The sequence below is a fragment of the Flavobacterium hauense genome (assembly GCF_054457175.1).
Window position 1 is genome coordinate 1 of sequence record NZ_JBTKVX010000035.1, and the last position, 25,959, is coordinate 25,959.

The following is a 25,959-nucleotide window of genomic DNA, read 5'->3' on the forward strand; positions in this document are numbered from 1 at the left end:
TGGGACGGAACCTTCAATGGTCGTGCGGTACCTGCCGATGACTACTGGTTCACCGTTACCTACCCTGAATTCGATGGCACAACCACCGTAACACGTGAGTTTAAATCGCATTTTGCGATTAAGAGATAAAAGAGATAAACAGATAAATAAAAGAACCGGGCAGCCATTGGCTGCCCGGTTTGTTTTTGTATACTCAAACCAAGAATAAATCATTACTATTTGATTAAATACTATTAACCTATCATGAATAAAAAAGATATTTTTATAGTTTATACCTAATTGTTACACTATTTATGAAAATCATGGCTTGCCGAATAAAGATTGTTTGCTTTTTGTTGATGCTCACACAGTACTGTTTTGGACAAAACGCTACTGTAAGAGAAAAAAATATCATTGATAATGCCTGGCATTTTTCTTTCGGGCATCCGTCAGATACACAGAAAGATTTTAATCACGGTACGGCCTATTTTTCTTATTTAGCAAAAACAGGAAATGGTGACGGCCCGGCATCTGCGTCTTTTGATGACAGGGCATGGAGATTGCTTGATCTCCCTCACGACTGGGCGGTAGAACAGTCTTTTAGTGAAAATGCCAGCTTTAGCCATGGGTTTAAAACTGCCGGGAAAGGTTTTCCTGAACGTAGTATTGGCTGGTACCGTAAAAAGATTGCTATACCAAAAAGTGATTTGGGGCGGGTTATAACTATAAAATTCGATGGTGTTTACCGTAATTCAAAAGTATGGTTCAACGGTCATTTTCTGGGAACTAACGAAAGCGGATATGACGAATTTGAATATGATGTAACGGCTTATGTAAATTATGGAGCTGAGAATACTATAGCGGTACGTGTTGATTCTTCGATGGAAGAAGGATGGTTTTATGAGGGTGCAGGTATTTACAGGCATGTTTATCTGCAAAAAACGAATCCATTACACGTTACTGCAAATGGTACTTATGTCGTAACAGATATCAAAGATAATTTTGCTGTTGTAAATGCTCAAATTTCAGTTGAAAATAAAGGAAAGTATCAGGGCGATTTTGAAATAGTACAGACTGTTTTTGATCCTTCAGGTAAAGAGGTTGCATCGGTTACTGAGAAAGGCACTGCTCCGGATTTTTATAAAACTTCAGATGTTGCATCGGTACTAAAAGTAAATAATCCATCTCTATGGGATATTGATGCACCTAATTTATACCTTCTTATTACTCAGATTAAGCAAAATGGAGTTGTAATTGATAATTATAAAACTACTTTCGGTATAAGAAGCATACATTTTGATGCTGAGGAAGGCTTTTTTCTTAATGGAAAGCACCTGAAACTGAAAGGAACAAACAACCATCAGGACCATGCCGGTGTAGGTACTGCATTGCCAGATGGTCTTCAATATTATCGTATTCAGAAACTAAAAGAGATGGGTAGTAACGCCTATCGCTGTTCACACCATCCGCCAACAAGTGAGTTACTTGAGGCTTGTGACAAGTTGGGAATGCTGGTTATAGACGAAACCCGCCTTATGGGTATTAATGATGTTCATCTTGAAAGTGTCAGAAAAATGATTGAACGCGACCGTAACCATCCAAGTGTAATTTGCTGGTCGGTGGGTAATGAGGAGTGGGCAATTGAAGGGAATATTATGGGAGAGCGTATTACAGATATCATGCAGTCTTTTTCTAAGAGTATTGATCCTACGCGACCTGTTACTGTGGGTATAAGCAGCGGATTCAAAAGTGGCATCTCATCTATGGTTGAGATCATGGGGTATAACTACATGGGTAATGGTGATATCGATGCACACCGAAATGAGTTTAAGCAACAACCGGGAATGGGTACTGAAGAAGGTTCGACCTTTGCGACACGAGGTATCTATTTTACCGATGACGCTAAACATTACCAAAGCGCTTATGACAAAAAACCGCGACCTTCTTTTTATAGCATAGAGGAAGGGTGGAAGTTTTATGCTTCCCGTCAATATATGGCAGGGATGTTTATCTGGACGGGGTTTGATTACAGGGGGGAGCCTACGCCTTATGGCTGGCCTTCGGTAACATCATATTTTGGAATGATGGATGTTTGCGGTTTTTCTAAAGATAATGTGTACTACCTGAGATCGTGGTGGGGAGATAAACCGGTACTTCATGTTTTTCCGCACTGGAACTGGCAGGGTATGGAAGGTAAAGAAATTGATGTATGGGTACATTCAAATTGTGATGAAGTAGAGCTTTTTCTCAATAAAAAAAGCCTTGGCAAAAAGAAAATGGAAAAGCTTGGACATTTAGAATGGAAAGTCGTTTACAAACCAGGAGTTTTGGAAGCCATCAGTTATAAAAACGGAAAGAGAGTATTGTCGGACACAAAAAAAACCACAAGTACCCCTCTGAATATAAAACTTTCGCAGGATAATAAAGCTAATGATGTTGCTGTGGTCACTGTTGAAGTGACCGATAAAAATGATCTGCATGTGCCTGTTGCAGAGAACGAAATTACCTTTGATGTAAAAGGAGGCAGGATCATTGGGGTTGGGAATGGTAACCCAACATCGATTGAAAAGGATAAGTTTATTGATGATATTTCTTTGGTAACGATAACGGGATTACAGGAACAGGCATTAACAACAACAGAATTGCCGCAACAATTACCTTCTTATCCGGAGGATGCTTGGAAAGAAGCGTTTAAAGGAAGGGATTATAAAAACCTGGCTCCATCTTATGCATACCGTGGTCAATTTGATTTAAGTACTATGCAGGAGTCAGATGTGGTTACATTTTATTATCAAAAGATAGGGGTGGAGGCTGTGATTTTTGTAAATGGGACCAGGGTCTTGACTTCGGAACATGATGCACAAAAATATGTGCTTAATTCAAAAGTTCTGAAGCAGGGGGTAAATACGCTCTCTATTATAGCGACACCGATTCATAAAATTCGTGATTGGGATGTAATAAATTCTGATCCGGGAGTGATTCAGGTTGTTCGCCCTGCTGAGCAATGGAAGCGAAAACTATTTAATGGTTATGCGCAGTTATTAATTCAGCCAGATGGTTCAAATAAACAAATAATTGTCACGGCTATGTCTAAAGGGTTGAAAACAGCAACTTTCAATTGTAGCATTGGTAATTAATCCAGTGATATTTTGTAGGTATTCTTTATTTTTGATGGGCAAATATTTTTTTGGCATCGTTTTTGTTTTATCGGCTTAAAAGCCAGTAGTTTATTATACTTAATATTTAAAGATTTAATATTGTAGTGTGATTAACTTTTAGTAATTTTGCGGCGAATGAAATTTTTAGTAAGATTTATAGTAGCACTCAGCGTATTCCTGTTGACCGGATTTGGCCAACTGCATGCTAACGCGCATAGAAGTACAGCTGCATCTATCAATAAATCTGAAAATCTAAAAAAAGAATACATAGATGCCTTTCTTAACGGGCAGCCTTCTATAGTTAAATCGTCTCATTATTTTCAGCCGGATACTTATAAAATCCGTGCTAATGATAACGAAGGTGAAGAAGATGAACAGTTATCAGCAAAAAAATATTCAGTAGTTGCTAAATATTCTAATGCTGCATTGTTTGACCAGTCATCGGTAGAACTTTCTCAAAGTATAAAAAAGAACTTATTTTTTAATAAGCACTTTTTTCATTTATCATCTTTCAGACGCTTTATTATTTTTCGCGTAATCAGGATTTGATTTAAAACCTTTTAAAGGCAATTATGCAATTGCCTTAAACTTCTGTTTGTATATCGTACTTTAATGTAGCCTTTTACTATACATTGTTTTATGACTTCAGGTCATGTAAATGTGTGATTTTTTGGCTTTGTAAATGTAGCTTTTGGTAATACCGAATGATGCAATGTACGCTCTGTACTGTGTTTATACACGTCCTTATAACATCCTAAATATTTATCGAACTGCTTTAAAAGCGAAAATTAAACTATGAAGAAAATCCTCATGCTTACGGGCCTGTGCGGCTTTTTGTTTGTGGCTAGCTGCACATCAAAAAAAGAAGAAAAGAAGGAAGAAACCAAGTTTTTGGTTACTAACCCTATTAAAAAAGACACATCTATTACTAAGGAGTATGTGTCGCAAATCCACTCGATACAGCATATTGAATTAAGAGCCCAGGAAAGGGGGTACCTTGAGAAAATTTATGTAGATGAAGGCCAGCGTGTGACAAAAGGACAATTATTGTTCAAGATCATGCCTAAGCTTTATGAAGCTGAAATGCAGAGAGCACAGGCTGAAGCCGATTTTGCTGAAATAGAATATAAAAACACCAAAAGACTTGCTGACAGTAAAGTTGTAGCCCAAAATGAACTGGCTATGGCTAAAGCTAAACTGGATAAAGCAAAAGCAGAATTATCATTGACCCGAGTACACCTTCAGTTTACTGAGATCAGGGCTCCATTTGATGGGATCATTGACCGTTTTCACGTAAGGCTTGGAAGCCTTGTAGATGAAGGTGACCTTCTTACTAATCTTTCAGACAACAGTAAGATGTGGGTTTATTACAACGTGCCTGAAGCAGAATATCTTGACTATAAAGCCAAATTACAAAGTGACAGCAAACCAAAAGTAAGCTTGTTAATGGCTAATAATAAACTGTTTGACTACACAGGTATTGTTGAAACCATTGAAGGAGAGTTCAATAACGAAACAGGTAATATCGCTTTCAGGGCAACTTTCCCTAATCCTAAAGGATTATTGAGACATGGTGAAACAGGTAATGTTGAAATGGAAGTGCCTCTTAAAAACGCAGTCCTGATTCCGCAAAAAGCGACTTTTGAAGTTCTTGACAAGAAATATGTTTATGTGGTTGATAAAGACAATAAGATACATTCTAAAGAGATAAAAATTATTGCTGAACTGCCACATATTTTCGCAATAAGCGGCTTATCAGTTGATGATAAGATTCTGCTTGAAGGTATTCGCCTTGTAAAAGAAAATGAAAAAATTGAGTACAAACTGGAGAAACCTGAATATGTTATGTCGCATTTAGAGCTTTATGCTGAGTAATCCGGATAACTTAAAAAGAAAAGAACATGTTTAGTAAATTCATACAAAGGCCTGTATTTGCAATTGTAATTTCGATTATGATAGTGTTTATGGGTTCCCTGGCAATCAAACAATTGCCAACATCGCAATTTCCCGATATTGCACCAACTACAGTAAATATCTTTATTGCTTATCCGGGAGCCAGTGCTGATGTACTAGTGAAGTCAACCCTTATTACATTAGAGAATGCCATTAACGGTGTTCAGGATATGAGGTATATGGCTACTGATGCAACCAGTGCAGGTGAAGCCACTTTAAGAATAATCTTTGAACCCGGTACCGACCCTAATCAGGCGGTAATAAGGGTGAAGACCAGGGTAGATCAGGTTATGCCGTTGCTACCTGAACTTGTACAGCGTGAAGGTGTGGTAATTACCCCAATCCAGCCAAGTATGTTGATGTACGTTAACCTGTATGCTACTGGTAAGAACATGGATGAAAAGTTCCTGTACAATTATGCTAGTGTTAAGATGCTTCCTGAAATCAACAGGATTAAAGGGGTGGCAAGATCACAGATATTAGGTAGTAGAACCTATGCAATGCGTATCTGGTTAAATCCTGAACGTATGAGGGCTTATAACGTTTCTACAGAAGAAGTAATGAAAGCCCTGGGCGAGCAAAGTATTGTAGGGCGTCCCGGACGTATAGGTCAGAGTTCGGGTATTCAGGCACAGTCATTGGAGTATGTTTTGACGTACAAAGGAAGGTTCAGCGAGCCTGAAGAATATGAGAATGTTATTATCCGTGCTAATTCTGATGGAGAAAGCATCCGTTTGAAGGACATTGGTAAAGCTGAATTAGGAAGTGAATTCTTTGATATCTATTCGAACCTTGACGGACATCCTTCTGCATCGATAGTATTGAAACAGAATTACGGAAGTAATGCCAGTGATGTAATCGAGAAGGTAAAAGCAAAATTGGAGGAAATGAAGGAAACTTTCCCTCCGGGACTTGATTACAAGATCAGCTATGACGTGTCTAAATTCCTTGATGCCTCGATGGAGCAGGTAATAGATACATTAAGGGATGCCTTTATACTTGTTGCCCTGGTTGTATTTGTTTTCCTTGGTGACTGGCGCTCTACGCTGATTCCTATATTAGCTGTACCGGTTTCACTTGTAGGTGCATTCTTTGTGATGCAGTTCTTCGGACTTTCGATCAACCTTGTAACCTTGTTTGCACTTGTTTTGGCTATTGGTATTGTGGTCGATGATGCGATAGTCGTCGTCGAGGCGGTGCACGCCAAGTTTGAAGAGTTCCCGAATATTACGCCTTACATGGCAGTAAAAAAAGTATTGGGCGAGATCAGTGGTGCAATTATAGCGATTACTGCGGTAATGGTGTCGGTATTCGTTCCTATCTCTTTCATGTCGGGTCCTGTGGGTACATTCTACCGTCAGTTCTCTATCACCATGGCGAGTTCAATCGTGATCTCGGCACTTATTGCACTAACGCTTACTCCGGTATTGTGTGCGATGCTGCTTAAAAATCACCATGGTCATGAAAAGAAAAAGAATCTGTTCACTAAGGCACTGGATAAGTTCAATAGTGGTTTTGATAAAATGACCGGTAAGTACGTATCCTTACTAAGGCTTATTGTTAACAGAAGGTTTATTACATTCGGAATCCTGATACTATTCTGTGCAGGCACTTTTTATGTAAATAAAATACTTCCTTCAGGATTTATCCCAAGTGAAGACCAGGGTACCATATATGCAATTATCCAGACACCTCCGGGATCGACGCTGGAAACTACAAACCAGGTTTCGCAAAGACTTCAGAAAATATGTGAACATGTTGATGGGGTTGAATCGGTGTCGTCACTTGCCGGTTATGAGATCATGACTGAAGGTAGGGGATCTAATGCTGGTACTTGTCTTATCAACCTTAAAGACTGGTCTGACAGGAAGCATACGGTTACTGAAGTTATGGAAGAGTTAGAGGAAAAATCTAAAGGGCTTGGTGCTAAAATTGAGTTTTTTGAACCGCCGGCCATTCCTGGATTTGGTTCTTCAGGAGGTTTTTCAATGCGTTTATTGGATAAGAGTACAACTGTTGATTACAAGGATTTTGACAAGATCAACAAACAATTCATGGAAGATCTTGGCAAGCGTAAAGAATTAGCGGGTCTGTTTACTTTCTTCGCAGCCAATTATCCTCAATATGAATTGAAAATTGACAACCAGTTAGCGATGCAAAAAGGAGTGTCTATTGGAAAAGCAATGGAAAACCTTGACATCCTGATAGGTAGTACCTACGAGCAGGGATTCATCAAGTTTGAGCGTTTCTTTAAAGTTTACGTTCAGTCTGATCCTAAGTTCAGAAGGCTTCCATCTGACATCCTGAATCTATATATCAAGAATGATCACGGAGAGATGGTTCCTTACTCTGCATTTATGAAGCTTGTGAAAACGCAGGGGCCTAATGAGATTACACGTTATAACATGTATAACTCAGCAGCGATCCAGGGACTTCCTGCAAAAGGATATACTACAGCTGAGGCTATTAACGCCGTACGTGAAGTTGCTAAAGAAACATTGCCAAAAGGTTATGACATCGCATGGGAAGGTCTTTCTTTTGACGAAGCACAAAAAGGTAATGAGTCAATTTATATCTTCCTGATTGTATTGGCATTCGTTTACTTCGTGTTAGCTGCGCAGTATGAAAGCTTCATTATTCCGTTAGCTGTAGTGTTCTCGCTTCCGGTTGGAGTTTTTGGTTCATTCCTATTGCTTAAGTTAATGGGACTTCAAAACGATATTTATGCACAGATCGGGCTTATCATGCTCGTCGGGCTGCTCGGTAAGAATGCGGTACTGATAGTCGAGTTTGCTGTAATGAAGCACCATCAGGGAATGACAATACTCGAGGCGGCGATCGAAGGAGCAAAAGTGCGTTTCCGTCCAATCCTGATGACTTCATTTGCATTTATTGCAGGTTTGATTCCTTTGATGCTTGCGAGTGGTGCGGGAGCCATTGGTAACAGGACCTTAGGTTCTGCTGCACTTGGCGGTATGTTCTTCGGAACGATATTCGGGGTAATCATTGTGCCGGGACTATACTACATTTTTGGTACGCTTGCATCCGGCAGAAAATTAATTAGAGATGAAGAAGATAGCTCTTTAACAGAAGAATTGGTTCATCAAATAGATAACTTCAAACATACTGATGATAATGAGTAAGAGATTTAATAAAGGCATATATATAGCATTAGCCTGTGTAGCATTGGCTGTAACAGGTTGTAAGCTTCCGGCAGATGCTGTTCAGAGAACAGAAAGCAAAAACGTTCCCGGAGCTTATGGTGCCAACGGTACTGCGCAGGATACACTAAATTCTGCTAAAGTTAAATGGAAACAGTTTTTTACCGATAAGAATCTTGTTACTCTTATTGATACTGCACTGGCCAATAACCAGGAACTTAATATTACGCTTCAGGAAATCCAGATCAGTAAAAATGAGATTAGGGCAAGAAAAGGGGAGTATTTACCATTTTTGGGACTTAAAGGTGGTGCCGGAGTTGAAAAGGTAGGTAAGTTTACCAGAAACGGGGCTACCGAATCTAATCTTGAAATTGTACCGGGTAAAGAAAATCCGGAGCCGTTGCCTGATTACATGGCAGGGGCTTATGCTACCTGGGAACTTGATATCTGGGGTAAGCTGCATAATGCTAAAAAGGCAGCTGTGAGCAAATATCTTTCGTCTGTAGAAGGTAAGAATTTCATGGTGACGAATCTTATCGCTGAGATTGCCAATTCGTACTATGAATTACTTGCTCTTGATAACCAGATGGATCTGGTTAAAAAGAATATAGATCTTCAGACCAATGCATTGGAAATTGTTAAGATTCAAAAAGAATCAGCACGTGTTAATGAGCTTGCTGTACGCAGGTTTCAGGCACAGGTGCTAAATACGCAAAGTCTTCAGTTTAACATTCAGCAAAGGATTACCGAAACGGAGAACAGGATCAATTTCCTTGTGGGAAGGTTCCCTCAGCATGTTGAAAGGACAACTTCAGGTTTCACCGATTTGGTGCCTACTAAGATTTCTTCAGGCGTGCCTTCACAACTGTTGGCAAACCGACCGGATATCAGGCAGGCAGAGCAGGACCTTGCTGCTGCAAAACTGGATGTAAAAGTGGCTAAAGCGAGATTTTATCCTTCATTGAGCATTTCGGCAGGTGTGGGCTACCAGGCATTTAACCCAAGCTATCTTGTAAAGCCTGAGTCTTTACTTTATAGTCTGGCGGGCGAGCTTACTGCGCCGCTTATCAACAGGAATGCTATTAAGGCTGCTTACTATTCGGCTAATTCAAAACAGGTACAGGCCGTTTACAATTATGAGCGTACTATACTGAATGCTTATGTTGAAGTAGCGAATCAGGTGGCCAAAATAAGTAATACTGAGAAAGCTTTTGACCTAAAATCAAAACAGGTTGATGCGCTTAATCAGTCTATTGATATCTCAAATGATCTTTTTATGTCGGCACGAGCTGATTACATGGAGGTGTTGATGACACAACGCGATGCATTAGAGTCTAAATTTGAATTGATTGAGACTAAGATGCAGCAAATGAATGCCACAGTGAACATTTATCGTGCACTTGGTGGCGGATGGGAATAGTTGCTATATAAAACAAAAATAGATTGGTTGGTTGGTAAAAGCCTCTGAAGTCTCCGGACTTTGGGGGCTTTTTGATTTATAAAGATTAATACTTTTTTTAGTAAGTATTGTAATAATTTTAAGAAATATAAGGGGTTTGTAGCCGTAAATTTGATTGTTATTCTAAATAATGACATAATTTTATGAGACAAGCCACACAGTTTCCTTTTTATGCAAAATTTGCATTGGTATTATTTATCCTTATTGCAATTACTTTTATCCTGTACATTGGGCAATCAGTGATAATGCCATTGCTTATGGCTTTATTGTTTGCTATACTGCTTAGGCCTGTATCTAATTTTCTGGAGAAGAAACTACGTTTTCCGCATGTGCTTGCGGCTTTGGTTACTGTTGTTTTGTTCGTGCTTGTATTTGCAGTACTGTTCTATTTTATATCGGTTCAGATACTGGAAATGACAAGTGACTGGAATAAAATGAAATCTAACCTGCACCAGCATTACATCAATCTGCAGGCATACGTTAAAGATACCTTTGGCTTTAGCAGAGCAGAGCAACAGCAACTCATAAGTAAGGCCGCAGACAGCTCTTTAGATTCAGGTAAACAAATGCTGGGCAGTACCTTATCCTCATTTACAGATTCAATAATGAATCTGATACTTATCCCTGTTTACATTTTCCTGATCCTACTCTACAGGACTCATTTTATCAAGTTCTTATGTAAGCTGTTTGACAAAGGACATCATAAAGCTCTTGAGGACATAATGGGGACAATTAAAGTGTCAGTGCAGAGCTATATAGTTGGACTGATGATAGAGTTTGTAATCGTATCTGTACTTACCTCGATAGGGTTAATGATAATTGGTGTCAAGTATTTCATATTGCTTGGAGTGATTACAGGATTGCTTAACCTTATTCCGTATATAGGCATACTGATTGCCGGAATATTGACTATAGTGGCATCCCTGACAGGAACTACCGACCTTTCTATTGTTGCAGGGATAATTATAGTAAATGTTGTAGTTCAGCTGCTGGATAATAACCTTTTGGTACCTATGATCGTGAGCTCTAAAGTAGAAATCAATGCCATTGCTTCCATAATCGGGATTATAATTGGTGGGCTTTTGGGAGGTATTACAGGGATGTTTCTTGCCATACCGCTTATGGCTATCCTGAAAGTGATTTTTGACAGGATCGATGAACTGAAGCCTTGGGGATATCTCCTCAGTAATGATCTGCCAAAATCGTTTGTATTCAGAAAAAGAAAGATTGTTGAGCCGGAACCCGAACCGGAATAATATACGACTATAATTAGAGCATTATGGAATTACATATCCAGATTATATGGTTGTTTATCCTTGCTATACCCATATCGTGTGTAGCATGGACAGTTACGCATGAGGAAGTTTTTCGTGAACCCAGGGAATACTGCGTCAGGAATTCAAAAGAGCGTAAAACCCTGTTGGGAAGGAAGTTCTTTTATCTGTTCACCTGCGAATACTGCTTTAGTCATTACGTCACACTTTTTTTTCTTATAATCTCAGGTTACCAACTTTTACTGACCGGATGGAAAGGATACCTGATTGCCGGTTTTGCACTTGTATTTGTTGCTAATGCTTATATGAGTGTTTTTGCGCTGTTACGACAAGCCATCAAAAAAGAGAAAACCGAAATCATGGTAATGGAAAAAGAAGTAAAGAATGACACTAACAGCGATGAAAAACAAAACAATAACCTTTAAAAGAATTTAATGATAAGCCCCGGAAATCTAAATCCGGGGCTTCTTTTTTTTAATAAATATTCTCTGATATAATTTTATATATGTAAGTTCGTTAATAGTATAACCTATAACCAAACCAACCTATTCTATAATGATCAAAAATCTATTGATTTGCTTTGTTACCCTACTAGGAGTGCAGATTGTAAATGCCCAAAATATTACAGGAAAAATTGTTGATGCCGAAAATGGGCAGAGCCTGCCTAACGCAGGAGTTGTTATAAATGATACAGAAAATATAATTGGCAGTGAAGAGGGTTTTTTTACCCTGCCTGAAAAAACTACTGACGATGTAATGCTGGCTGTATCATTTTTAGGGTATAAAACAGCTTATATTACAGTATCTGAATTAAAGAAGAACAATGTCATAAAGCTTCAGCCTGGTGCTTTTGAGCTTGAAACGGTATATGTTACGAATATTAAAGTGAATGCCGATAGTATAATGGCTGCCGTAAAAAGTAATTTAAAGCACAACTACAGGGTTACCGAGCAAGCAGAAAAAAACATGATATTTTATCGTGAGGGTATGGCTTTAAAGCCTGTTAAGCTACAGGCGAAAATGACTAAAGCAACGGGATATGATAAAAAACAGCTTAACGATGCAAACATAGAAATAAAGGCTTTTGCTTCTGAGCTTATCTCGCATCCGCCGCAACAATTTACCGATATGCTTTGCAATTATCATACGGCAATGAAGACATATCAGGATAAACCTGTACGTGTTGCTAAGTTTGAAGTTGTCAAGGCTGTTGAGTTGAAAGACAGAAGCCGTTCGGTAGATCTTGATGAAATGGAGAAAATGGCTTCGGGAATCTTGTTCAAACACCTTGATGCGCATAAGCTTTACAGAATAAAAAGCGGTCTTTTAGGAACCCGCGATACTGTTGTTGCGAACGGTGCTTTTTACGAAAGTAAAAAGTTTGTAACCACTAAAAGCAAACTGGGCGACGCCAAAAGCAAAGTTATGTCGTTTATGGGAAAGAGTAATCTACAGAGTTCAAATTTTGATTTTATAAATAAACAGGAATTATATGAGTACACCTATGCCGGTACAACCCAGTCGGGGGGTAATGAATCAGTGTTCATTATAAAATTTAAGCCTAAGAAGAGAAAAAGCAAATATGCAGGTACACTCTATGTTTCTGAAAAGGACTATGCTGTTGTAAGGGCAGAATATGTTTTGGGAGAAGGAAAAACACTTGGAGGTGTAAATTTAAAATTCCTTTTTGGGGTCAAGCAGTCGGAAAATATCAGTAAAGGAACATTGATATATAAAGAAAAGGCAGACGGTAAAGGTTATTACCTGCAATATGGCTCCATTGAAACCGGGGAGTATGTTTATGTAAACAGGCCTTTGAAGTTTTTAGAGATAGGAGAAGGCGATAAGCATGAAGTCGCTTTCGACCTGAAAATTGAAGTGAATGAGATTGAAAGGAAAGAATACTTTGTAATATCTAAAGAAGAAAGTACTGTAGCTAACTATGACCAGGTTAAGGAGTCTGAATTTGACTACATCAAGCTTAGTAAATATGACCCGGCTATCTGGAAAGAATACAGTGCTATAGAGCCGTTGCAGGAAATGAAACAATTCAGGACGTTGGAAGAATAATGTATAGTCTTCAGTTTCATTTTCTTTAAATTTGTCGTGTAAAATTTGATTATGACTTTTAGAGAAGGTTTGCGTAAGCGTTTATCAGGTGCAGAGAAATTAGATGCTCAGATAGTAGAAACCATTTATGATAAAAGGTGGCTGAGGATTTGGATACCAAAAGAATATAACGGTCTCGGCTATTCTTTTGAAAAGGGATTGAATGTATTGAGGGAAGTTGCAGAAATTGACGGAAGCCTTGGCTGGCTTGTAACGTTATGCAGCGGTGCCAATTTCTTCTCGAGGAACATTATTCCTGAAGTGGCTAAAGACATATTTGAGAATGAAAAGGTATGCTTTGGCGGCGGCGGCATGATAGGCGGCACTGCCGAAAAGAGAGGAGATATGTACTTTATCAATGGCTTGTGGAATTATGCGACAGGTGCGCCTTATCTTTCTCATTTTACCTTAAATGCCCAAATTGTCGAAAATGGAAAACCGTTATTTGATGAAAATGGAGAACCTGAATTTTTATCTTTTGTACTTGATCCGGAGCAGGTCGAACTCATACCGACCTGGAAGTCGATGGGCATGGTAGCTACGGCTTCTCATAGCTTTAAAGTTTCAGAACAGTATGTTCCTGAACAAAGAAGTTTTGTCTATAACAGGTTTTATAGTGATGATTATATCAGCCGTATCCCATTTGAAACTTTTGCCGATTTGACATTGCTCGTGAATTATCTGGGCATGGCGCAGCATTATCTCGACGAGAGCCTTGCGATTAAAAAAGTTGCTCTTCAGCAGGAAATGGAGGCTTATCTTATTGAAGCCGTCGAAAAAGTGAATCATTATGCTAAAAAAACAGAACAGATACTTTTAGATAACGGCTCACTGGAAGCAGAATTTATTATGGAGGTCCATGCATTTGGAGAAAAAGTAGTTGAGGAACTAATAGTAATGATAATTAAACTGCACCAACTTATGGGAGTAAAAGCATCAGTGACAAATCATGGTATTAACCAGGTTTTTAGGGATTTCTTTACTGCTACCCAGCATTTTAATTTTAGAAAAGAAAAATAGAATTATCTATAAAAGGCCTGTGCTAAAAGCATGTGTCTTGTTTAATGAAGCTGTAATGCAAATTCAACACCCTTGCAGTGAAATACTTTAGAGGATTCAAATGTGAAGGGATAAAACTTTTTTATCAAGATAATTAATACTATTTTCGGCGCTGTTATTTAAATTTTAAATTTCTTTTCAGTCCTGCAATGAAATATTTAATATGATGTGACAACTACATCTTTAAATTTAACTTTCATATTGCACTAATAATCCCCCATAAGATTTTGAATATGAAAATTATAAAAATACAGCAGTTTTTAAGGGTATTGATTTTCTTATGCCTGATAACAGCATGTAGTGAGAAAAAAAATGAGATTGACTACAATAGCAATAAAGATGATATAAATTTTGAGTCTATTGCGACTACGAATGTTACTGAAGCAAAAAAAATTGTTAACCAGGTAATCACAAAAGCAAAGACCACACAAAATGATACTCTTTTTTTAAAAGGATATTATTACAGAACATTACTTGATGTAAACACAGGTGCCAAAGACAAGGTTTTAAAAGACAGTGAGCTTGCCTTGTCCTATTCCGATAAACTGGCAGATGAGCACTACAGGCATAAACTCTTTATAATTCTTGGTAAATATTATGTATTGCAAAATGAGTATACCGAAGCAATTAATTATTATTTAAAAGCACGGGATTACTTCGAAGAGAAAAATGATCCCGTAAATCTGCCGGTGACCTACAATGGTTTAGGGATATTATACTTCGAGATGGGAGATTTTGAAAACAGTATCTCAAACTTTAATAAATCTTTTGATATTTATAAGATATCAGGTGACAATAGGGGGATGGCTGTATTTTATGGGAATATGGGTAATGTTTACATGATCAAAGAAGATTTTGTAAAAGCTAAAAAATACCAGGAACAATGTTTAGAGTCTTTTACTAATCTAAAAGATACGGTTAATGTAGTAAGTACTATGATTAACCTGAGTAACATAGAATCCAGTCTTAAGAACTTTGATTCATCCCTTACAATGCTTAATGAGGCACTTGTACTTTCTGAAAAAATAAACAATACGAGGCTAAAAGAAAGGATTTTTCTAAATTATGGTATTGTATATTCGGAGACCAATGAGCTAACAAAAGCTAAAAATTATCTTGAAGAACAAATTCAACTTACTAAGAGCATGAATTTTCCAAGAGGTAAACTGGATGCTCTGCAGCAATTAGCAGCAATAGCAAAAGCAGAAAATAAATATAAAGAGTATGCCGATTATACAAGCAACTATTATAAGCTGAAGGATAGTGTATACGGATCGGAGATCAAGCAAAAAATTGAAGAGCTGAAATGGACCAATGAATTTGAGAAGTCTGAACTGGAGAAAAACCTGTTAAGAAGCAAATATGATATTGAAAAAGAAAGAGGTAATTACCTTACTTTTTCAATTGTATTCACTGTTTTAATCTCACTTTTAATAATTGGAATAGTTTGGTTGTTTTATAATGGAAATAAAAAAACATTAAAAATCAGCAAATTTGAGAATGAAAAGCTACAGGAAGGCATAATGAGGGAACAGATAAACAATGAAAAAGAAAAAGCCGAAAATGAATTACTAAAGCTTAAATCGCAGCAGCAGGAATTGGAACTGGACTTGAAAAATCGTGAAATAACGAGTATTAGTGTGCAGCTGATAGCAAAGAATAAGCTAATGATCGAAATAGCCGATTTGCTCGAAAGAAGTAAAAAGTCTAAAACTGATATTGAATCCGATCTTAAATCCATACTCTATCAAAATCAGAACCAGGAGAAAGACTGGGAACAATTCAGGGAAGTATTCGAAAAAGTGCATCCTGACTTTTTTGAAAAGATCAAGACCGCTTATCCGCAGCTTTCGAATACTGATATAAGAATTTGTGCTTACATCAAAATCGGAATGTCGCTTCATGAAGTTTCAAACTTGCTGAACATAACAATGCAAAGCCTTCATACTTCCCGATACCGCATACGTAAAAAACTAAATTTAGATAGTGAGCAAAATCTGGACGATTTTGTAAGCCTGATCCACTAAGTAAAGGCATTTTGAATTTATATTTTATCTGGAAACAAATATTAAAATTTTATCGGTGTAATTTTTAAGATAAAAAAATCATGTCAAAATGAATTTATGAAGATTTAGTTATTTTTTGATTAATTGGTTGTTAAAATTACATTTCATTATGATAATTTTTAAAGTCTAGTGAGTTGTTTTATTTAATTTATTGTAAATCAAAACATTAAATATTTATTGTTTTTAGTTTGTTCAGTATTTGTCTAGTAGTGTTATTGCATTTTATTTAATATAAAATTTACTTTTGAATGCTATTAACTACTTAAAAACTAAATACTAATTAACTATGAGAAAAATTACATTACTACTGATGGTGATGTTATTTTTTACATTTGGAAAATCCTATGGTCAATGGACTGAGAATTTTGAAAATGGGATACCTTCCAACTGGGGAAAATTTACATTGCTCAATGGAGCAGCCGGTACCACTCCGGCCTGGGTTAACTCAACCGGAACTACATGTCAGGGTACGACGGGTGCCTTTGTATCGAATGCCTTAATAGGGCAGGGTAATACATCACAGGCATGGCTTGTAACCTCTCAGGTGGTTTTGCCTCCCAATGCAGATTTGACGTTTTATGCCCTACAGACATATCCTGCTCAAAATGGCAGTATTTATGAGTTAAGGGTTTCAACTACATCTCAAACTGATGTTTCTACTTTTACCCTGGTAAAAACATGGACTGAGAATGAAATGAATCCCGGCAACCAGATCGCCTGTTATAAACAAACAGTAGATTTGGCTGCTTACGCTAATCAGAACGTATTCCTGGCATTTATAAAGAAAGATACGCAATATGGCGCTACACTTCAGGGTGAGCGATTTACTCTGGATGATATTAACATAATTCAAAGATGTTTGCCTCCTACTGCTTCGACAGGAGTTGCAACAGGTGCGAATACCGCAAATATTACAATTACCGGAACTACAACAGGTTCATGGGATATTAACCTGATCCCGGGGAGTACTACAGCGCCTAATACAAATGTGGTGACACATACAGGAGCAGCATCGCCAATTCCTATTACAGGATTAACAGGGTCTACGCCTTACACTTATTATGTGAGGTCAAACTGTGGAGCTACAAAGAGTAACTGGATTGGTCCATATAATTTCACGACGTTCCAGGAAGCGGCAACACTTCCCCTTACAGATAACTTCGAGTCTTCAACTGTGGGCTGGTCTATGAGTACCGGTACACAGCTTAATAAATGGTTTGTAGGCAATGCCGCAAATAATGGCGGCCAGAAATCCCTATATGTAAGTAACAACAATGGTGCTGCAAATGCTTATACCATTACTCAGTCATCTATTGTTCATGCTTACAGGGATTTAATTATTCCGGCAGGAACAACAAACATTGGGATTTCTTTCGACTGGAAAGGTGTAGGAGAGATCAATGATTATTTTTATGTATGGGCTGTTCCTGCGACTTTTAACCCTGTTGCGGGTACGGGTATAAATGCTAGTGCAACCCAAATAAGAATTGCTGATAAATTCAATAATTCTACGAATTTTCAGCCGTATGCATACATGCTTAATGCAACTCAGTTTGCAGGCCAGACAATGCGTTTGATCTTTGAATGGAGAAATGATGCAATTAACGGGGTACAACCGCCGGCTTCTATCGATAATGTATCAATAAAAGTGGTTGACTGTAAGGTTCCGACAAATATAACTTATGCAGGTATTACTACTAGTGGTGGAACTATAAACTGGCAGGAAACCGGAACAGCTACCGAGTGGAATGTACTTATATTACCGATGGGAGCACCATTTCCTGCGGAAAGCGTTGCCGGTATTACAACTACCCTGCCTACATATACTGTAAATAACCTGGCTGCTACATCAGGTTATGATGTATATGTAAGGTCGGTATGTACTTCTTCAAATAAAAGTATCTGGGTAAAGGCTGCCACAAGGCTTATAACGGCATGTGGAACAATATTACCTCCGTTTACCGAGACATTCAACTCTACATCTCCAAGTAAAAATTGCTGGACGATTGTAGATGCCAATAATGATAACCTTAAATGGAATACCAGCACTACTTACTTTATGTTTGAAGGAGACCAATGTGCGTCTTTGAGTAAGTATGCTCCGGTAAGTACGCCAAATGGTAACAATGACTGGCTTATAAGCCCTACTGTACAGTTAAATGGAAACCAAAGGTTACGATATAAATACAGGGTTGTTTCATCGGGTTATCCGGCTGAAATGGAAGTTAAGCTTTCTACAACAGGAACAGCAGTTGCGAGTTTCACAAATACGTTAAGTCCTGTCGAAACGCTTACCAGCGGTACGTATGTAGAAAAGATCATCTATCTGAATGGATATACAGGACCTGTAAATATTGCTTTACATACTCCTCAGAGTAATTTATTCTCATGGACCCTTTTTATTGATGATTTTATTATTGAAGATATTCCTGCATGTGCTGCCCCAACAGCGCTTACAGGGTCTAATTACAGTAATAACACGGCAACATTATCATGGGCAACAGGATATCAGGAAACGCAGTGGGAAATAAAAGTACAGACAGCTAACAGCGGTGTGCCAACTACTGATGGTGTTCTTGTTTCTTCTAATACTTATAACGCCCAGAACTTAAATACTGCTACGCTTTATGAATATTATGTTCGTGCTTATTGTTCTGCGACAAGCAAAAGCGGATGGGTAGGTCCGTTTGTATTTAATACAACGGTTTGTCCTGCTCAGGACAGGTGTAATTATAAATTTACCATTACAGCTACTAGCGGAAGTGGTACCTTCTCTAATCTTAAGGTATCGCAAAATGGTATTTTGGTTGGAACTATCAGTGCTTTTGCATTAAACAATACAGGTACAGTGGCTATGTGTCCGGGTATTCCATTTACTCTTAACTGGGATTATAATACATGGGATCAGTATGTAGCTGAAGTAATTGTTTTAGATTCTTATGACGAAGTGGTATATAGATATACTAAAGGTGTATCGCCTGTTATACAGCCAATTTCAGTTCCGGTATATTCCGGGACGGCTACATGTACACCTGTAGCTTGTCCTAAGCCACAGAATGTTGTTACTACAGCAAACACATCAGGGTCTATTACTATTGACTGGACAGAAGCTGGAACTGCTGCATTATGGGAAGTATTTGCTGTACCTGCAGGTGAACCTGCTCCAACAGCAACAACTGTAGGAACGATAGTATCTGCACATCCATTTACTTTGAACAGCCTTATACCGGGTAGAAGATATACGTTTTATGTAAGGTCGGTTTGTAGTGATACAAGCAAGAGCTCATGGACATTACCAAAAACATTCTATACCCAAATCACAAACGACAACTGTGAAACGGCTTATGTACTTCCAGTAAGTTCTACAGGATATTGCACCACACCATACAGTGCTACTTTATTGGGAGCTACTGCATCGCCTCAGTCGAACGTATGTGGTATAGCTGCTTATGCTAATGATGACGTATGGTTTGAATTTACTGCAACGGCAACTTCGCATATACTTTACATCAACAACAGGGACGGATCAAGTACTACGACCCAAAACCTGAGCAAAGTGTTATATAGCGGTACATGTAACAACCTTACGCAGGTGTTATGTACACAGGGTAATAATATTCAATATAATACCACATTCTTTATAACAGGTAACGGCGCTAACAATAATGATGTGCTTTTAAATAATCTAACTGTAGGCACTACTTACAAGTTAAGGATATTCTCAAACTATGCAGCGGCAAACGATACACGTTTTGATATTTGTATCGCTACTCCAAACAAAGCGTTGACAATTAATCAGACAACATATACTGAGGAACAGCTGATAAGTGATGTACTTGTAAACGAAAACTGTGCACAGGTTTCTAACCTGAACTATACTACAGGTACAAACTATGGAGCAGCTCATAACGGTATAGGCTATTTTAGTGCTAATGGGGCTGATTTCCCTTTCCAGAGTGGTATAATCCTTTCCACAGGAAAAGCAGGCAGCGCTACAGGACCTAAAACTACAATACAATCTGCTAACTATATCCAGACGGTATCGCCTTATGCGACGCTTTGGTTAGGAGACCAGGATCTGTATGATTATGTGTCTGCATCAGGTAGTTCACCTGGATTGGTTAACTTCTACAATGCTACATCTATAGAATTCGACTTCATGGCCTATGGTACAGAAATGTCGTTCGAATACCTGTTTGCTTCAGAAGATTTTGGTTATACTCAGTGCCAATATGCCGATGCATTTGCATTCTTCCTGACAGATCAGGCTGGAAACACTATAAACCTTGCTACATTACCGGGAACTAATTTACCCGTATCTGTAAGCACGACCAGAGACAGTAAATTTAATTATACTGTAAATGGTAGTAACTGTGTAGCTGGTAATCCTGAATTCTTTGATAAACTATATGATGGATACAAAGGTGTATCAAGATATGCAGCAGCAGATAACTTTATGGGCCATACAAAACCGCTATTGGTTCAGGCTCCTGTTATACCGGGTGAGACATACCGCATTAAGATGGTAATCGCCGAGACTAATGACGGAAATTATGATTCAGCGATTTTCCTTGATGCCAACAGCTTCGATGTAGGACGCATTAATTTTGGTGCAGACCTTTTGGTAAGCACAAACAACGCAGTGTGTTTTAGTGGTGATAAATTACTTGATACTAAGCTTAGTACTTCATATTTCAACTTTGTATGGACTAAAAATAATGTTGTGATCGATGGTGCTACAGCTTCATCATATACTGTAACCGAACCGGGAACTTATAAAGTTATTGCAACAGTTATAACAACAGGATGTACTACAAACGATGAGATAGCAATTGAATTCTTTGATAACATTGAAACGCTTGTAAATGCTCCGGCAGATCTTACGTTATGTTCTTCGACTGCAGATGCATCTTTCGATTTAGGATTAAATACTACAGCTATATTAGATAATGTAGTGAATGCTGCTGATTATGCTGTTAGCTATTATGAAACTCAGTTGCTAGCTGAAACAGGAGATGCTGCAGATGCTATTGCTACTCCGGCTTCATATGCTGCTGTGAACGATCATACTGTATATGTTCGTACTGAGAATACTGTAACAGGATGTTATATTACGGATTCGTTCAAAACAATAGTGGTTCCTAATACTACAGCTGTAATTGAATTCTCTTATGATGCTAACATTTGTACAATTGCACTTCAAAACCCTCAGCCTGTTAAAGCAACAGGATTTGCAGATGGAGGTACTTATAGTGTTACAGACACTACTATTACTGTAGATGCAACAACCGGTATAATAGACCTTACGGCAACGCAGCCGGGGACTTATGTGGTTACTTATACACTGGCAGATGCCAATTGTGTTACAGGAGGTTCTTACGATGCTACTGTAATTATTGATGCAACAACTGCTCCGGCTATAACATTCAGTTATGTTGATACTTGTGTGTTGTCTGCAAATGCGTTGCCTGTGCTTCCTGCCGGATTTGTAGAAGGTGGGGTATATGCTTCATCAACATTAACGGTAGATGCACTAACAGGAGAACTTGACCTTACAGGTGCCACAGTAGGAACACATAATATTGATTATACCGTAAACGCTGATGCAAATGCTTGTACTGCAGCTGATACATACACAGCAACTATTGAAATTACTGCTACACTACAGCCGTTTATAAGCTTTAGCTATGCAGATGTTTGTGAGTTGGCAGCAAATGCACAACCTGTGTTACCAACCGGATTTGTAACAGGTGGAGCATATTCATCGGCTACCTTAACGGTAGATGCATTAACAGGTGTTATAGATCTTACAGGTGCTACCGTAGGAACACATAATATCAGTTATTCAGTAAATGCTGATGCAAATACTTGTACCGGTGCAGATAGCTTTATCGCTACAATAAACATTACCGTTGCATCGCAGCCATCAATAAGTTTTAGCTATGCAGATGTTTGTGAGTTGGCAGCAAGTGCACAGCCTGTATTACCAACCGGATTTGTAACAGGTGGAGCATATTCATCGGCTACCTTAACGGTTGATGCACTAACAGGAGAACTTGACCTTACAGGTGCTAGTGTAGGAACACACAGTATTAGTTATTCGGTAAATGCTGATGCAAATACTTGTATCGGTGCAGATAGCTTTACAGCTACAATAAACATTACCGTTGCATCGCAGCCATCAATAAGCTTTAGCTATGCAGATGTTTGTGTATTAGCAGTAAATGCACAACCTGTACCATCAACAGGATTTGTAACTGGTGGAACTTATTCATCAGCTACCCTGACAGTAGATGCCCAAACAGGGGTAATTGATCTTAGTGGTGCTGCTGAAGGAATGCATAACGTTGATTATCAAATAACAGAAGACGCTCTTAACTGTACTGCTGCAGCTACTTATACTGCTTCAATTATGGTTAAAGATTCAATAGATCCGGTTACATCATTTACGTATGAAGCGGTAGCTTACTGTCTGGGAACAGCTATTGTAACTCCGCAGTTGGCTGCAGGATTTGCTACAGGTGGGACATTTACTACTGATAGCGCTGATATCAGCATAAATTCTGCCGATGGTTCAGTAAATGTTTCTGCAAGCCAGGCCGGAACATATGTTATAACGTATACATACATTGCACAGCAGGATTGTGAAGTAAATGGCACAAGCTCATTTACCCTTACGCTTGAGGATGGTTTAAGTGCAACCATTGAAGATGGATGCCGTAACAATGCATTATGGTTGGAGGTTGTTCCTGTAAATAATTCGTATGATGCTTCTTCAGCAAGTTATGTATGGAAAGATGAGGATGGTAATACAGTAGGTAACGATAGTGAGCTTTTTAATGTAAAAGAATATGTTGCAGCTCATCCAAATGTTACACTGCCTGTTACATTTACTGTAATCGTAACCTCAGGACAATGTACAGTAACCGAAGAGTTTGAAGTGTTTAATGTGCTTTGTGAAGTACAAAGAGGTATATCTCCAAACAACGATGGCATTAACGATAATCTGGATCTTAGAGGTATGGATGTTGAAAAATTAAGCATTTTCAACAGATATGGCCACAAGGTTTATGAGCAGCGTAATTATACAAATCAGTGGTCTGGACAAACTGATTCAAGTAGTGAACTTCCGACGGGTACTTATTTCTACGTTCTTGAATTAAAGAATAATGAAAGTAAAACCGGATGGATTTATATAAACAGACAAGATTAGGTAGCTTGTTTGTAAGGGTGAGGTGGCTGATTTATAGTGTTTAGGAAGCCACCTTAACCTTTGCCTATTTTAAAAAATTAAATTATATTGAGTGGGGCTGGTAAACCGGCCTCACTTTTATGGTTATATAAAACAGATGATTGTCTGGGCAGTAATCTGCAAAAAAATAATAAGAATTGCTATTCTTTTCTAATGCAGTGTTTGGTTGCATTAACTCTAAATTGAAAAATTAAGCTGATGAAAAAGGCATACATATACATACTGATGTTCCTGTTACTATTCTCCGGTCATGCTAATGCACAAACCGGTTGCAGTGAACTTCCGGCGAGCCTCACTCAGGTAACGCCATCGGCTTTTGCAAACAATATTTATACGATTGATTTTGCACGCCCCATATCGCTTACTGCAGATGTTGATCCTGCGGGTATCAATCCTGCTGCTGTAATTTATCAGTGGGATTTTGGGGGAGGAGCCATACTATATGGTAAGAGTATAACATACACTTCTGTACAGGAAGGCTTAATTACGCTTACTTTAACAACAACATACCAGGGGTGTACAACGGTAAGGACTTTTACATTTAATGTTCAGAAAGGGGTGCCCTTTTCATTGTACAGACAGTTTAATGGAAAATATGACTACACCGCTATTGGAAATACATTGAATCTCCAAGAAAACGCGGGAATACTTGTTAGTGATGAGTGTGGAGTATTAACGCAGTCTTCGGCTGCATTAAGTCTGCAGCCTGGTCAGACAATTGTAGCTGCATATCTTTATTGGGCAGGATCAGGATTAGGCGATTTTGATGTAAAGCTCAACAATATTGATGTTACAGCTCAAAGAACATTTTATTCAACAATTTCAGTAAGTGCTAATAATCCTAAGCCTTCATTTGGTGCTTTTGCCGATGTTACAAGTATTGTTGCCAGCAGCGGAACTTATACATTGTCTGATCTTGATATTACACAAACTATTGCAGATGATACGGATTATTGTTATTCTGCAATCAACTTTGCCGGATGGTCAGTTATCATAATTTATAACGATAATTCATTACCTTATAATCAGGTTGCTGTTTATGATGGCTTTAAGGGAGTAGATGCGCAAAATCCATTACTCAATATATATTTGGATAACCTTAATGTCATAAGTAATACCGGAGCCAAAATTGGTTTCCTTGCATGGGAAGGTGATAATAGTATAGCAGTTAACGAAACAGTAAATGTTAATGGATCTGTTTTAAGTAACCCTCCATTGAACCCTGCCAATAACGCTTTTAATGGAACTAATAGTTTCACAGGCGCTTCTGACCTTTGGAATATGGATATTGATTTTTACAATATTCAAAGCTACATAAATGTAGGAGACACCGATTTGGATGTATCACTTACCTCGGGACAGGATGGTATTATAATGAATAATATAGTTACAGTAATAAACAGTGAATTGCCCGATGCAAGTATTGAGATGATATTTTTGAGCGGTAACGAGGTATGCCTCAACCGTGACCTGCAGCTGGTTTATATGGCTAAAAACTATAATGCTACTGACATACTTCCTGCAAATACTCCTATTGCTGTTTATGCCGATGATACTTTGATAGCAACTACAGCTACAGCAAATGATATTGCAATTGAGAGTTCTGAAATAGGTGTTTTAAATGTGACTTTGCCTCCGGGAATACCGAATAACTTTACGCTAAAGTTTGTGATAGATGATAATGGGGCAGGAGTAGGAACAGTGCGTGAAACTGATGAAACCAATAATGAGTATATTGAGTCAGTGATATTAAGAACCGGAATTGAGCCTCAGGATGTAGAAGATGAACTGTATATCTGTGCAAATGGAACAACAGGTACATTTGATCTTACTCAGGCCACAACAGCAGTAACAGCCGATTATGATTATGATTTTTATGACTCACTGGCTGATGCCGATGCTGAAACAGATGCAATTGTTGATCCTGTTAATTTTATTTCGGGTAGTGCAACAGCCTATGTAAGGATATATGATTTTTATTCTCCTACATGTTATGATATTATACCTATTACGCTTACACTTGTTGATTGTCAGCCGCATAAGCCGCAAGATATAGAGGTATGCGCACCGTCCGGTCAAAATTCGGTCGTATTTAACCTGAATACTTTTGAAACAGAAATTCTTAACGGCAGGACTGCTGCTGATTATAATATTACTTTTCACAATACGGCATCAGGAGCTCAGGATGATAATGATTTTGTTTCAGACCCTGCTGCGTTTGCAGTAAACTCGGGCAGTCAGGCAACGGTTTATATCCGTATGGAAACAACCGATAATCCAGCTTTATTTGGGACTACTGATTTTGTTATTGATGTGATTTCGCCACCAATTGTTTCTCAGCCATTCCCCCTTGAATCGTGCGCCGACAACTTTGACGGTCGCGCTTATTTTGACCTTACGATAGCCGGAGCCGAGATAGTTAACGGCCAGGCTGGCTTAACGGTGACCTACCACAACACAGCTGCCGCTGCAGCAATTGGAGCCAACGC

Annotated in this window: 13 protein-coding genes; all 13 read left to right on the top strand. The window is 38.4% G+C overall.

What is annotated here, in order from left to right; genetic code table 11:
• A partial coding sequence (locus ACX0HA_RS17095) for a T9SS type B sorting domain-containing protein (RefSeq protein ID WP_458846535.1) occupies positions 1–129 on the top strand: 129 nt, incomplete at its 5' end.
• Between the two features lie 173 nt (positions 130–302).
• A complete protein-coding gene (gene galA, locus ACX0HA_RS17100) occupies positions 303–3,116 on the top strand; it encodes a beta-galactosidase GalA (RefSeq protein WP_458846523.1) in 2,814 nt (937 codons plus the stop codon).
• A gap of 156 nt (positions 3,117–3,272) precedes the next feature.
• Entirely contained in the window at positions 3,273–3,686 is a 414-nt protein-coding gene (locus ACX0HA_RS17105; protein ID WP_458846524.1) for a hypothetical protein, read from the top strand.
• Positions 3,687–3,932: 246 nt separating this feature from the next.
• A complete protein-coding gene (locus tag ACX0HA_RS17110; RefSeq protein ID WP_458846525.1) occupies positions 3,933–5,012 on the top strand; it encodes an efflux RND transporter periplasmic adaptor subunit in 1,080 nt (359 codons plus the stop codon).
• Between the two features lie 26 nt (positions 5,013–5,038).
• Positions 5,039–8,233, top strand: a complete 3,195-nt coding sequence (locus ACX0HA_RS17115; protein ID WP_458846526.1) for an efflux RND transporter permease subunit — start codon at positions 5,039–5,041, stop codon at positions 8,231–8,233.
• Positions 8,226–9,671, top strand: a complete 1,446-nt coding sequence (locus ACX0HA_RS17120) for a TolC family protein (RefSeq protein ID WP_458846527.1) — start codon at positions 8,226–8,228, stop codon at positions 9,669–9,671. Before ACX0HA_RS17115 ends, ACX0HA_RS17120 begins: the two co-directional genes overlap by 8 nt.
• Positions 9,672–9,853: 182 nt before the next feature.
• Positions 9,854–10,966: an AI-2E family transporter gene (locus ACX0HA_RS17125; protein WP_458846528.1), complete on the top strand. Its 1,113-nt coding sequence runs from the start codon at positions 9,854–9,856 to the stop codon at positions 10,964–10,966.
• 23 nt (positions 10,967–10,989) lie between these two features.
• Positions 10,990–11,409, top strand: a complete 420-nt coding sequence (locus ACX0HA_RS17130) for a hypothetical protein (RefSeq protein WP_458846529.1) — start codon at positions 10,990–10,992, stop codon at positions 11,407–11,409.
• Between the two features lie 130 nt (positions 11,410–11,539).
• Complete coding sequence (locus ACX0HA_RS17135) at positions 11,540–13,054, top strand: carboxypeptidase-like regulatory domain-containing protein (protein ID WP_458846530.1); 1,515 nt, start codon at positions 11,540–11,542, stop codon at positions 13,052–13,054.
• Positions 13,055–13,105: 51 nt separating this feature from the next.
• Positions 13,106–14,113, top strand: coding sequence for an acyl-CoA dehydrogenase family protein (locus tag ACX0HA_RS17140; protein WP_458846531.1), 1,008 nt, complete (start codon positions 13,106–13,108; stop codon positions 14,111–14,113).
• Between the two features lie 272 nt (positions 14,114–14,385).
• Positions 14,386–16,179: a tetratricopeptide repeat protein gene (locus ACX0HA_RS17145; RefSeq protein ID WP_458846532.1), complete on the top strand. Its 1,794-nt coding sequence runs from the start codon at positions 14,386–14,388 to the stop codon at positions 16,177–16,179.
• Between the two features lie 325 nt (positions 16,180–16,504).
• The gene (locus tag ACX0HA_RS17150; protein WP_458846533.1) at positions 16,505–23,431 is read left to right on the top strand and encodes a choice-of-anchor J domain-containing protein; all 6,927 of its coding nucleotides are present in this window, start codon (positions 16,505–16,507) and stop codon (positions 23,429–23,431) included.
• Between the two features lie 237 nt (positions 23,432–23,668).
• On the top strand, positions 23,669–25,959 hold a 2,291-nt coding region (locus ACX0HA_RS17155; protein ID WP_458846534.1), incomplete at its 3' end, for a hypothetical protein.

Coding starts and splice junctions, on each gene's coding strand:
- ACX0HA_RS17150 (WP_458846533.1), top strand. CDS start 16,505: ATGAGAAAAATTACATTACTACTGATGGTGATGTTATTTTTTACATTT.
- ACX0HA_RS17105 (WP_458846524.1), top strand. CDS start 3,273: ATGAAATTTTTAGTAAGATTTATAGTAGCACTCAGCGTATTCCTGTTG.
- ACX0HA_RS17120 (WP_458846527.1), top strand. CDS start 8,226: ATGAGTAAGAGATTTAATAAAGGCATATATATAGCATTAGCCTGTGTA.
- ACX0HA_RS17130 (WP_458846529.1), top strand. CDS start 10,990: ATGGAATTACATATCCAGATTATATGGTTGTTTATCCTTGCTATACCC.
- ACX0HA_RS17125 (WP_458846528.1), top strand. CDS start 9,854: ATGAGACAAGCCACACAGTTTCCTTTTTATGCAAAATTTGCATTGGTA.
- galA (WP_458846523.1), top strand. CDS start 303: ATGGCTTGCCGAATAAAGATTGTTTGCTTTTTGTTGATGCTCACACAG.
- ACX0HA_RS17140 (WP_458846531.1), top strand. CDS start 13,106: ATGACTTTTAGAGAAGGTTTGCGTAAGCGTTTATCAGGTGCAGAGAAA.
- ACX0HA_RS17115 (WP_458846526.1), top strand. CDS start 5,039: ATGTTTAGTAAATTCATACAAAGGCCTGTATTTGCAATTGTAATTTCG.
- ACX0HA_RS17145 (WP_458846532.1), top strand. CDS start 14,386: ATGAAAATTATAAAAATACAGCAGTTTTTAAGGGTATTGATTTTCTTA.
- ACX0HA_RS17135 (WP_458846530.1), top strand. CDS start 11,540: ATGATCAAAAATCTATTGATTTGCTTTGTTACCCTACTAGGAGTGCAG.
- ACX0HA_RS17110 (WP_458846525.1), top strand. CDS start 3,933: ATGAAGAAAATCCTCATGCTTACGGGCCTGTGCGGCTTTTTGTTTGTG.